This is a genomic window from Psychrobacter alimentarius, assembly GCF_001606025.1.
Classification (GTDB): Bacteria; Pseudomonadota; Gammaproteobacteria; order Pseudomonadales; family Moraxellaceae; genus Psychrobacter; species Psychrobacter alimentarius.
The window spans coordinates 1,880,682-1,892,520 of the sequence record NZ_CP014945.1 but is presented as its reverse complement, the minus strand read 5'-3'; the positions used below and the strand labels follow the sequence as shown (position 1 = coordinate 1,892,520).

General features: G+C 42.9%; 9 protein-coding genes. 5 read left to right on the top strand and 4 right to left on the bottom strand.

Annotation, left to right across the window (positions count from 1 at the left end; translation table 11 throughout):
- Positions 1 to 12 precede the first annotated feature (12 nt).
- Positions 13 to 624, bottom strand: coding sequence for a TetR/AcrR family transcriptional regulator (locus tag A3K91_RS07730; protein ID WP_228139836.1), 612 nt, complete (start codon positions 622 to 624; stop codon positions 13 to 15).
- 272 nt (positions 625 to 896) lie between these two features.
- Between A3K91_RS07730 and A3K91_RS07725 the strand changes: the two genes are divergently transcribed.
- Positions 897 to 2,387, top strand: a complete 1,491-nt coding sequence (locus A3K91_RS07725; RefSeq protein WP_062844740.1) for an aldehyde dehydrogenase family protein — start codon at positions 897 to 899, stop codon at positions 2,385 to 2,387.
- 80 nt (positions 2,388 to 2,467) lie between these two features.
- Here the strand turns inward: A3K91_RS07725 and A3K91_RS07720 are convergent, their stop codons facing one another.
- Entirely contained in the window at positions 2,468 to 2,698 is a 231-nt protein-coding gene (locus A3K91_RS07720; RefSeq protein WP_062844739.1) for a hypothetical protein, read from the bottom strand.
- A 229-nt stretch (positions 2,699 to 2,927) separates the two neighbouring features.
- Between A3K91_RS07720 and A3K91_RS07715 the strand changes: the two genes are divergently transcribed.
- A complete protein-coding gene (locus A3K91_RS07715; RefSeq protein ID WP_062844738.1) occupies positions 2,928 to 4,271 on the top strand; it encodes a DASH family cryptochrome in 1,344 nt (447 codons plus the stop codon).
- 103 nt (positions 4,272 to 4,374) lie between these two features.
- Here A3K91_RS07715 and A3K91_RS07710 read toward each other — a convergent pair whose 3' ends face one another.
- Together A3K91_RS07710 and A3K91_RS07705 are read right to left on the bottom strand one after the other, a co-directional pair.
- Positions 4,375 to 5,121 (bottom strand): hypothetical protein, encoded by a 747-nt coding sequence (locus A3K91_RS07710; protein ID WP_062844737.1) that lies wholly within the window; start codon positions 5,119 to 5,121, stop codon positions 4,375 to 4,377.
- A 102-nt stretch (positions 5,122 to 5,223) separates the two neighbouring features.
- The gene (locus A3K91_RS07705; protein ID WP_062844736.1) at positions 5,224 to 5,970 is read right to left on the bottom strand and encodes a hypothetical protein; all 747 of its coding nucleotides are present in this window, start codon (positions 5,968 to 5,970) and stop codon (positions 5,224 to 5,226) included.
- 410 nt (positions 5,971 to 6,380) lie between these two features.
- Here A3K91_RS07705 and A3K91_RS07700 point away from each other — a divergent pair, with 410 nt between their 5' ends.
- From A3K91_RS07700 to A3K91_RS07690, 3 genes are all read left to right on the top strand, one after another.
- Positions 6,381 to 7,595, top strand: a complete 1,215-nt coding sequence (locus tag A3K91_RS07700; protein ID WP_062845935.1) for an MFS transporter — start codon at positions 6,381 to 6,383, stop codon at positions 7,593 to 7,595.
- A gap of 236 nt (positions 7,596 to 7,831) precedes the next feature.
- Positions 7,832 to 9,502 (top strand): fatty acid--CoA ligase, encoded by a 1,671-nt coding sequence (locus tag A3K91_RS07695; protein ID WP_062844735.1) that lies wholly within the window; start codon positions 7,832 to 7,834, stop codon positions 9,500 to 9,502.
- Positions 9,503 to 9,711: 209 nt separating this feature from the next.
- Entirely contained in the window at positions 9,712 to 11,748 is a 2,037-nt protein-coding gene (locus A3K91_RS07690) for a propionate--CoA ligase (protein WP_062844734.1), read from the top strand.
- Positions 11,749 to 11,839 lie beyond the last annotated feature (91 nt).

Below are 11,839 nucleotides of genomic sequence, written 5' to 3'. Positions count from 1 at the left end.
AAAATGACAGAATCAACGGCCCATTTGTGTGGTCGTCATCTGCCAAACTTCTGCGAGTGGGGTGTTGGTCTGACTGGTTTTAGCAATTAGGCTGGCACCTAACCAAGCAAAATACCAGCGTTTGGCCATACTCTCAGCAGCCACATTATCAAAATGGGGGACTGAGTTATCAGCCCATCCAGCTTTGATCTGTTCGGCCAGCCAATTGATGATTTGTTGATAACCAGCATTTAGGGCGAGACGCATAGACTCAGACATGTCTGCTACCTCAGCACTGAGCTTAACGACCAAGCATTTTCCATGATCACAGCCGTTTTGCTGAGTGTCATACCAGTTCTGAAAATAGTTGTATAGCTTCTGCTGAGCGCTAACATCTTGATCTGCGATGGTATCTAAGCGCTCTTTATAATGCACAAAGTAATTACTAATAATGGCTTCACCAAAAGTCTCCTTTGAGGCAAAGTAATGATAGAACGAGCCTTTAGGAATGCCTGCTGTGTCTAGTATCTGCTTGATACCAACAGCGGTAAATCCTTTTTTAGCAATAAGTTGATAGCCTATATCTAATAAATGGGTTTTGGTGTCTGGCGGGGTATTCGTCGAGTTAACAGACATAATAGTCATGTGCTCCTAAGATTAAATAAGTGGTATGAATGGATAAGTGTCATCAGTAAAAGTTAAACGAGGTTAAATAGGGAAGTACGCTTCACTTGTTTTTATCGAAGGTTATGTTGTGAAGTTACGTTTTTTCAACAAGACTTAATGACCAAATATGCTCATTCTCATTAAGTTTATGGTAGCATTAGACCAGTCGTCTATCAAGTATATGTTTTAAAGAACGTTGCTAGATGTTACTCAATATGACAACCACAACTATAAAATACCTAGGATAAATTATGTCAACTGATACCAATAATACCCAACTTAATGTCTATCAAGATTTTCATTTGCAATATATCGCAGGCGAATGGCAAAGCGGACAAGACGATAGTGTCAACACCAATACCAATCCCTATAATGGTGACACGCTAGTAGAAATCCAGCAAGCGACAAGCGAGCAGCTTGATGAAGCCTATCAAGCCGCCACTCTGGCTCAAAAAGAGTGGGCGCAAACAACCCCAGCTGAGCGTGCTGCTGTTCTGTATAAAGTCGTCAGTATCTTTGATCAGCGCCAAGACGAGATCGTCGATTGGCTCATTAAAGAATCGGGCAGCACTCGTATTAAAGCCATGGTAGAGTTCAGTAGTGCACGAGCCATTACGCTTGAAGCGGCCAGTTTTCCAAGCCGTGTACATGGTGAGATTCGCCCTTCTAATACAGCAGGTAAAGAAAACTTTATTTATCGTGAGCCAATTGGGGTGGTGGCTGTGATTAGCCCGTGGAATTTCCCATTGCATCTGACACAGCGCTCTATCGCACCAGCGTTGGCCCTTGGTAATGCTGTGGTATTAAAGCCTGCAAGTGATACACCCATTACAGGCGGTTTATTATTGGCAAAAATATTTGAAGAGGCGGGTCTGCCTAAAGGGCTGCTGAATGTTGTGGTTGGCGCGGGTAGTGAAATTGGTGATGCTATTGTTACGCATGATATTCCAAGCTTTGTCTCATTCACAGGTTCTACCTCAGTCGGTAAACACATTGGCGAGCTGGCAAGCGGCGGCGACTATATCAAGCAAGTGGCGCTTGAGCTGGGTGGCAATAGTCCATTTGTTGTCCTAAAAGATGCCGATATTGAGCAAGCAGTCAAAGCTGCCACTTTTGGTAAATTCTTGCATCAAGGTCAAATCTGTATCGCTATTAACCGTATTATCGTAGAAGACGACATTTATGACGAGTTTGTAGAGCGCTTTTTGGCTCATGTAAAGACACTGAATGTTGGCGATCCTAGCAAACAGAACACGGCAGTCGGTCCAATTATTAATGAAAAACAAGTCAAGTCACTCACAGATAAAATTGCTAAAGCTCAAGAAGAGGGGGCTACGATGTTATTGAGTGGTGAGATTAAGGGTCAAGTGGTACCGCCACATATATTCACAGAAGTAACGCGCGAGATGGACTTGTCATGCAACGAAGTGTTTGGACCATTGGTCGGTATCATTCGTGCCAAAGATGAAGAGGATGCGTTGTCGATAGCCAATGACTCAATGTATGGCTTGTCTAGTGCCGTCTTTACCACAGACATGCAAAAAGGATTGCGTTTTGCCCGTGGTATCAGAGCAGGTATGACTCATATCAATGATATTTCAGTAAATGATGAAAGCAATGTACCATTTGGTGGTGAAAAGAACTCAGGTATTGGTCGCTTCAATGGTGAGTGGGTACTAGAAGAGTTTACTCGAACGCATTGGATATCAATGCAGCACAAACCACGTGATTATGCATTTTAATAACGGATGACTCTGCTAAGCATCAAGCCAGACACAAAAAAGACCGCCTTAGTAGCGGTCTTTTTTTATGGGGAAAATTATTACCTAGCATGGAAACCAAGCAAGCCCTCAATTTCTTCCATGCTCATTCGTCTAACCAGCGCTTGCTCCTCTACAGATAAGCGATTGGTATGCTCTTTAATCATTTTATAGAGACTACGAGCAATTTCGGAGGTCGAGGCATAATACATTTGCGGTTGCTCTTTTGTCAGTATGATCAAGAAGCGGTTGATAAGCTGACGTTTTTCGTCTGAGGCATTTTTTTCAGTCATACCATATTCTCCTAGGGGTTAACTATTTAAGCAGTCATGCTCATGAGAGTCAATGCACATAAGTGGTTTTTAAAATTCTGGGTCTTACCCAATTAATATTTTGAGCACACCGTATTCGAATATCAAACATGACATTGACAGTATATGATATTTTGAAGCTTTAAAAATACTGTTGAAAATGAAGGATTGTGATTTATTCATCATATCTAAATACTAAGAGGCTTAACACATGCCAAATCAGTCATTGACGTCAAATATTACGCTGGTTTTATTTCATAATGACCTGCGAGTTACAGACAATGCCACGTTATCAAAAGCGGCTAATCTGTCCAGTAACGGACAGTTATTGCTCGTTTATGCACCATCATTGACCGATACATTGGACAAAAAAGTCAGCCAGCAGGTTTATCACTATGACACTATGGGTCAGGCGCGCCAGCGATTTTTGTCTGAGAGTTTGGCAGCTTTAGATGCGTCACTCATGCAACTTGGCAATAAATTGCTGTATTTGCAAAACAACGTGGCGACATCAGACACGTTTACCCAGTTGAATGAGCTTATTCAGCAGCAAAGTGTCACAGACATCTGTGTCAGTCAAACAGCAGATTATAACCAAAACCAAGTCTACAAATGCTTGCAGGAGCAAAACCCACAAGTATGCTGGCATGTACAAACCACTGCCACGTTGTTTGATAAATTACCACTCGATGAATTGCCCAAAAGCTTTACCGCCTTTCGCAAAAAAACTGAATCAAATTATGATTTATTGCAGGCAAAAGAAGATATTGTGAATTGTCCAACGCCCAAGTCCTTGCCGCCAATGCCTGAAAATTTGCGAGACAGCCACGAATACTTTTTTGCAGCACAAGCGTTCAATGAGCCATCACAGCAACCACCTGATTGGAAAGGAGGAGAGAAGAGCGGTTTAGAGCATCTAGATGCTTATTTTGATTCCGATGCGCCGAGTATTTACAAAACCACGCGAAATGCGCTTGATGACTGGACACATTCTACCAAGCTTTCGGCATGGTTAGCCAACGGCTCACTGTCTGTAAACATGGTACTGAATCGTCTGCGTCGTTATGAGCGCGATATCATTGCGAATGAGTCTACTTATTGGATATGGTTTGAGCTGCTGTGGCGTGAGTATTTTTATTGGTATGCTATTGCCCATCAACAAAAGCTGTTTTGGTTTAAAGGCATTGCGCAACACTTACCACCGACCCAGTTTGATCACAAGCGTTTGGCGCAGTGGAAAAATGGAACCACGCAATATCCTATCGTCAATGCGTGTATGAATCAGTTAAAAAGTACAGGATACATGTCGAACCGCGGTAGACAGTTAGTGGCTAGCTGTTTGGTTCATGAGCTGGGTTTAGACTGGCGTTATGGTGCGATTTACTTTGAACAACAGCTGATCGATTATGATGTCGCCAGCAATTGGGGTAATTGGCAGTACTTGGCTGGGGTTGGCGCTGATCCGAGAGGATGCAGACAATTTAATCTCAACAAACAGACCCAGCAATATGATCCAAATGGCGAGTTTATTCGTAAATGGCAAGGTGAGGTGTAGTCAATTTACCATGCCATGAATACAAGACAGCTATTTTATAAAATAGGGCAACCATATTGGCAACCCTTTTATATATTTCTACACATTCAAAACAGATTGCTAACTAAATATTTTCTAACTTTGGACGTGCTTTATTGATAGCCTTTAATAAAGCTTTTTTAAACTCGCCCTTATGAAAGGTCACCAAATGTGAATGTGCGGCGCAAAAATGACGAACATCTTGCCACTCATGGGCCAAATTAGTCGCCCAATCGCAATACTGCTGACCAGCGTTTGGTTTGTCTTTTAACGCTTGTTTGGTCGTAGGATGCAGCATTAATTCAGGCAATATAGCTTCTAAGGCTTTGATTGGTGGACTTATAAAAGTGTCATCGACATGCAAGCTTTTGCTGGCAGGGTGGTAAGCCAATAAAGAACCTACATGAATCATCTCATTGGACGAGATATAATCAATACCTCTTACTATCGAGAATTCAAGTTCGGGGTAGCGCTGAGCCACTGCCTCACTTTCGACCAAATCTTCGGCCCATTGGACTTCAGGTACTTTTGTATGATGACGACTACTGCCATAAAAGATGGCTTGCGGAAAATCCTTTGCCATTTGTGCACAGTGCACCGTATGAAAGGGATGTAAATTGAGCACCGCTTCCACTTTTTGACCGTTATCAGTCAGTGCCATGACCTCATCTCGAACGTCACCAGTGAGCGCATAACTGTCTAAAAAGATAAAGTGCCCTGATGCTAATTGAATAAGTGAGCATTGAGCGCCAATATTTAAGATACCACCAACGCGAAACGATCCACGTATATTCCAAAATCCTGCATCTAAATCGTATATTTTGTCTGACATTGTTGTTTCTTCTTAGGTAATGTTTGAAAAGAGTTGCTTAAAGTATGAGTAAGTCTCAATAGACAATAAATATCGTTCTTACCTTAAGTGTTATTTTATGATCTATCGTGATTGAAGCTCAGAACGAGCCGCGTTAATAGCAGACAGCAGTGCTGATTCAAATCTACCTTCGCCAAACTCCACCAGACCCGAGTGTGCACCGCAAAAGTATCGAGCGTCACGCCATGCGTGCGCAAGGTTCGTTGCCCAATCGCAATATTGCTCGCTTGCCGTAGCTTCATTGATTAGCGCTTGCTTGGTTGTGGGATGTAAACCCAAACTCGGTTGTACCGCATGAAACAATTTAGAAGGTGGAATCTCGAAGGTGTCATTAATATAAACACTTTGGCTGGCGGGATGATAGACCAATAAAGAGCTTGCATGGATGTTTTCATTAGGCGAAATGTAATAGATGCCTTTAGGAAGTGAGAATTCAAGTTCGGTATAGCGTGTTGTCACAGCATCGCTTTCGACCAAATCCTCAGACCAGCTCACACCTGATACTTGCTTATGATGACGACTACTGCCATAAAAGATGGCTTGCGGAAAGTCTTTAGCCATTTGCGCGCAGTAGACAGTATGAAACGGATGAACGTTTAACACCGCCTCAACATCTCGTCCATCGTTGGTCAGTGCCATGACTTGCTGTCGAACTTCACCCGTTAGCGTATAACTGTCCAAAAAAATAAATCTTCCTGAGGCCAGTTTTATCAGAGCAGATTGCACCCCGATGTCCATTATGCCGTTTTTGATAAAGGATCCTCGTATGCTCCAAAATCCTTGGCCTAAATCATAAATTTCATCGGTCATAAAACTGGTTCCTCGATACTGGGTTTCTCAAATTATTCATTATTGTCGTTATAAATATTATGGTTACGAAATTGTAGCTATGAACACTGCTGAGAGTGTTTAAGACTCTACGAGTATGATTTTTTAAAGACGCAATGTCTGTAATAAAAAAGATAGAAACAATGTAGATGTGTAAAAACAAAACGAACGATATACTGAACCTTGCGCTTATTATTCGCTATGATAGTCAAAATTAGCTGGACTTTGCCACTGTACGATGGATACAAGTCTCGCTCTTATTGTCTCATTTCTATTACTCACGTCTCTCTAGCCTTTGCTAAAAAGCGTCTAATACAGTCAGCCCTATTTTGAATAATCATATACAAAACCATGTGAAAGATCACAGTCAGCCAAACCAAAAGATTGATGCAATGAATAAAAAAACACCTACCATACCTGCCAGTCAGCTACCATTTAATTCGCCCTCGTGGGTCTTAAAATTGACGATTGGTCTGATTGGGATGTTTGCTTTTTTACAAGTTTATTCTATTCAGGCTATTTTGCCGGTATTGATGATGGATTTGTCAGCAAGTGAAGTACAGGCAGGAATGGTGGTCGGCGCGACGGTGCTAGCGATTGCTATTATGTCACCGTTTTTGGGTATGCTCTCTGATGCGGTAGGGCGCAAATCATTTATCGTCGGTGCGTTATTATTTTTAGCCATACCGACGGCTTTGATTGCGCAAAGTCCTAGTATCGGTTGGATGGGCATGTGGCGTTTTTTGCAAGGCTTGTCCGTACCAGGTATCACAGTTGTGACTATTGCTTATATTGGTGAGGAGTTTGAGGGACGGGCTCTGACAGAGTTGATGTCATTTTATGTGTCAGGATCAGTGCTTGGTGGCTTTATGGGCCGGTTTTTACTTGGGCACTTGCACGAGATGATCGGCTGGCGCTATGGCTATTATGTGATGGCTGGTATGACGCTGATAGGTGCCTTGTGGGTTATTAAGATGTTGCCATCGTCTCATCATTTTGTGGCCAATCCAAACTTTCGCTCAGCCATACAGACATTAGGCGAGCATGTGACCAATCGCTATGTTGTGACTGCCTGCTTGCTGGGTGCTTGTGTCTTATTTTCTCTTGTAGGGTGTTTTACTTTTATCAATCTGCATCTTGCCAAATCACCTTATGAGTTGAGCACGGGCGCGCTTGCCAACATCTTTGCGGTATATCTGATAGGCGTGATTATCACACCGTTGTCAACCAAGCTACTCAGGCGGTTTGGTTCAGCAAGGACAGTCAGAGTTGCTGTTCTGGTGTCGATGGCTGGCGTGTTGTTGACGCTTGTTACGCCTTTGTGGGGTATCATTATAGGGCTGGCTGTGATGTCGTCGGGGGTATTTATCACGCAGTCAGCGACTATTAGCTACATCGCTGTCAATGTCAAAAAGGGACGCTCATTAGCATCGGGCCTATATTATATGGGATACTACGCGGGCGGAACGTTAGGTGCTTGGCTGGGCGGTCTGGTTTATGCACGAGGGCAGTGGTCACTCACGGTATGTCTGCTTCTGTTCGTGCAAGTGTTGGCATTGCTTATGGCAAGTTTTGGTATGATCAAAACCAAGTCACCTGCTCCTTAAATGCCTACCTTAATAGGAACTGGCCCGTTCTACATTGGCTTTGTGATACTTACTCAAGGTTGCTTTACATAACGCTGATTTTTTCTTATTATCGATAGAGATACGATTAATTTTATTGATAGTTCAAGCAGCTATTGTCAAAAAAGACTTGCTTTTTAAAACAATGATCGTTGTATTGCTGTTCGGATTTATACTTATAATAATTTATACATATGACCAACAAGGAAGTCAGATTTATGTCAAATATTTACCAGAGTGCACCGTCTGCCTATGATTATCCATTATTGGTAAAACAACTATTAAACCGCGCCAAAACGGTATCGCAAGAGCAAGAAATTATTTATGCAGACAAAAAGCACTTTACTTATAAAGACTTATTTAGTCGTATCAACCGTTTAGCCAATGTATTGGCTGGGCTGAATCTTGATGCAGGTGACGTAATCGCTGTCATGGATTGGGACAGTCACCGCTACCTTGAGTCCTACTTTGCTGTGCCTATGTCACAGTATATCTTGCAGACGGTTAACATACGTCTATCACCAGAAAAAGTCCTCTATACCATCAATCATGCTAAGCCCAAGGTATTGCTGCTCAATTCTGAGTTTGCACCATTAGTCAAAGATTATCAGTTCGAAAATTCTAGCATTGAGCATATTATTTGGTTAGATGATAATGGGGTAACGTTTGAAGGGGTTTTTGGCGGCAACCAAAATCGAGTTATAGGTGAGTATGAATCATTAATAGACGCCGCTGATAGTGATTTTGATTTTCCAGATTTTGATGAAAACACCATCGCAACCACCTTTTATACCTCAGGTACGACAGGAGATCCAAAAGGGGTGTTTTTTAGTCATCGTCAATTGGTATTGCATAGCTTAGCTGAAGCAGCAACGCTTGGTATGCTGCCCAACAAACAAGGTGTCAGCTATGGGGATGTTTACATGCCACTGACACCGATGTTTCATGTACATGCATGGGGCTTTCCATTTACAGCCACGATGGTTGGGCTAAAGCAAGTCTATCCGGGGCGTTATGCGCCTGATGCTCTAATGGACTTAATTATTAATGAAAAGGTAAGTATTACCCATTGCGTACCGACGATCTTACAGATGATACTCAAAGAAGCGCAGGATCGTAATGCCAGTTTTAATGGTCTTAAGATGATCATTGGTGGGTCAAGATTGACAGAAGGCTTGGCAAAAACTGCTATGGCACAAGGTATCGAGGTGTATACAGGTTACGGTATGTCAGAGACAGCGCCGCTCATTAGTTTGACAGAGTTCAGTTTGAATGAACCTGAGATGACAGAAGAAGAGGATATTGCTCGTCGCTGTATGACAGGTAAGCCTGTTTTGATGGTTGATGCTCAGGTATGGGGTGAGAACAACCAATCGGTAGGCGTGGGTAAGGACAATACTGGTGAGCTTGTATTACGTGCCCCTTGGCTGACTCAAAGCTATTTAAAAAATGACGATGCAGGTAAAGAGCTGTGGGAAAATGGCTATATGCATACCCAAGACATCGCCTACATACGACCAGACGGTTATATGAGAATCACTGATCGTTTAAAAGATGTGATCAAATCAGGCGGTGAGTGGATTTCATCGCTTGAGATTGAAACGATTTTATCCCTTCATCCAGCAGTCGGTGATGTGTCTGTCATTGGGATTCCCGATAAGCAGTGGGGTGAGCGTCCATTGGCGTTAATTGTACTTAAGCCTGCGTGCCAAGATACCAGTGCTGAAGATATTAGAGCGATTGCTGAGAAAGCGGTTGAGCGTGGCATGATCCCTAAATACGGCGTACCAAATCAGTTCAAATTTGTGGATGAATTGCCAAAAACCTCAGTAGGCAAACATGACAAGAAGGTCATGCGTGAGATGTATGCAAAACCCGTTGAAAAATAATGATCTTAAATTGTCTACTGCTCAGACGTTTGCTCTTATTAATATAGACTAAAGTACACGCTTAACAGTTGACCTTTACAAATTGCTCTGTTACATTTTAAACCGATACATATTGTATCGGTTTTTATTTTGGCAAGGAAAGCCAGTTTTATATTATATTGTTATCTAATAAAATCGCATTACTATCGTTTATGCTAAGGACAGCCATTATGAGCGAGCACGCCACCAATCCAAATATTAATCATATCTCTCAAGCATCATCCACTACTACCTCAACCTTTACTGATATATATCAGGCTTCAATCAGTGATCGTGAGCAGTTTTGGGCTAAGCAGGCAGAGCGCATTTATTGGCATAAAGAACCTGAGCAGATTTTGGATGATAGTAAGTTGCCCTTTGCCAAATGGTTTGTCGGTGGTGAAACCAATCTTTGTTATAACTGCGTGGATCGCCATCTGGAAGAACGCGCAGAACAAGATGCCTTTATTTGGCTATCGTCAGAGATCAATCAAGAATTGATAGAAACCTTTCCAGGCGTTATCAACGCATTCAAAGACTTGGGCAATAATGTAGAGTTTTATACTGACTATACCAAGCGTCGCCTGACCTATAATGATTTGTATAAAGAAGTTAATTATTTCGCTGATGTGCTACAGCGTTATGGTATTGAGAAAGGCGATCGTGTCATCATTTACATGCCGATGATTTTGGAGGCCGCTTACGCTATGCTGGCGTGCGCTCGTATCGGTGCGGTGCATTCGGTCGTGTTTGGAGGATTTGCCGCCCATAATTTGGCGATACGCATGAATGATGCTGACGCAAAAATAGTCATCACAGTAGATGCAGGCTTGCGCGGTGGTAAAGTCATTAATTATAAAAACTTGGTCAATCAAGGGGTTGAGCAAGCAACCAAAAAACCTGAGCATGTGCTCGTGGTAAATCGAGGCGTGTTGCCTTTTCAGCCGCAAGACATCGATGTCGATTATGCGACAGAACGCCGCTACAGCTGTGAAGCAAATGCGATAGTAGCACCTGTCTGGCTTGAGTCAAACACGCCATCGTATTTGCTGTATACCTCTGGCACCACGGGTACGCCCAAAGGTGTTCAGCGTGATACAGGTGGTCATGCCGTCGCACTCACTACCTCAATAGATTATATCTACGATGGCAAAGCGGGCGAAACCTTTTGGGCGATATCGGATATCGGCTGGGCGGTTGGACACTCTTATACGATATATGCACCATTGCTTGCGGGTATGACTAGTATTATGTATGAAGGCTTACCACATCGCCCAAATCCGGGTATTTGGTGGCGTATTGTCGAGGCCAATAAGGTCAATATTTTGTTTACTGCGCCCACAGGGGTGCGTATGCTCAAAAAACAAGATGAAACGTGGATGACTCGCTATGATGTATCAAGTGTCAAATCATTCTTTTTGGCAGGCGAGCCACTTGATGAATCTACCGCCAATTGGCTCAGCAAGCATTTGGGTGTCCCTATTTTAGACCATTACTGGCAGACAGAGTCGGGTTGGCCCATCTTGAGTAATACGCCCAAATTTGATGATAAGCCGCACAAGCAAGGCTCGCCTGGTTATCCAATGTATGGATATGATGCGCAAGTTATTAATGAAGAAACAGGGAAACCTTGCGCGGCGGGTGAAAAAGGCCTGTTAGCCATTAAAGCGCCTTTGCCGCCAGGTTGTCTCACAACGGTATGGGGCAACGATGAGCGTTTTATCAGTAGTTACTTTGGCTTATTTGACGGTCAGCAATATTCTACCTCAGACTATGCGGTCACGGATGAAGATGGTTATTTCTATATTCTAGGACGTACTGATGATGTGATTAACGTAGCAGGCCACCGTATAGGGACGCAAGAAATTGAGGAAGCCATTAGTAGTCATCCTGAAATGGCAGAGTGCGCCGTCGTGGGTATCCAAGATCAATTGAAGGGCGAGTTGCCTATTGCGTTTTGTGTACTAAAAGATCATGAACAAGTGGCAACCACCGAAAACCGATTTCGCCTTGAGCAACAAGTAATCGGTGCGGTTATCAAGTCATTGGGCGGTATCGCGCGTCCAGCAGCGATTTATTTTCCGCAAGCCCTACCAAAGACCCGTTCTGGCAAAATATTACGCCGAGCTATTCGGGCATTAGCAGAAAACAAGGAAACAGGAGACATGTCAACGCTTGATAATCCAGCAGCGATTGATGCGATCAAACAATCTATGAAAGAATACTAGCGCTCTCATTTAGACAAGATTTATGACAGAGTATCGATGTGAAATTATAGGCTCATGAAAAATCATGGGCTTTTTTATTGCTTAGCTTCTC

Coding starts and splice junctions, on each gene's coding strand:
- A3K91_RS07730 (WP_228139836.1), bottom strand. CDS start 624: ATGACTATTATGTCTGTTAACTCGACGAATACCCCGCCAGACACCAAA.
- A3K91_RS07725 (WP_062844740.1), top strand. CDS start 897: ATGTCAACTGATACCAATAATACCCAACTTAATGTCTATCAAGATTTT.
- A3K91_RS07720 (WP_062844739.1), bottom strand. CDS start 2,698: ATGACTGAAAAAAATGCCTCAGACGAAAAACGTCAGCTTATCAACCGC.
- A3K91_RS07715 (WP_062844738.1), top strand. CDS start 2,928: ATGCCAAATCAGTCATTGACGTCAAATATTACGCTGGTTTTATTTCAT.
- A3K91_RS07710 (WP_062844737.1), bottom strand. CDS start 5,121: ATGTCAGACAAAATATACGATTTAGATGCAGGATTTTGGAATATACGT.
- A3K91_RS07705 (WP_062844736.1), bottom strand. CDS start 5,970: ATGACCGATGAAATTTATGATTTAGGCCAAGGATTTTGGAGCATACGA.
- A3K91_RS07700 (WP_062845935.1), top strand. CDS start 6,381: ATGAATAAAAAAACACCTACCATACCTGCCAGTCAGCTACCATTTAAT.
- A3K91_RS07695 (WP_062844735.1), top strand. CDS start 7,832: ATGTCAAATATTTACCAGAGTGCACCGTCTGCCTATGATTATCCATTA.
- A3K91_RS07690 (WP_062844734.1), top strand. CDS start 9,712: ATGAGCGAGCACGCCACCAATCCAAATATTAATCATATCTCTCAAGCA.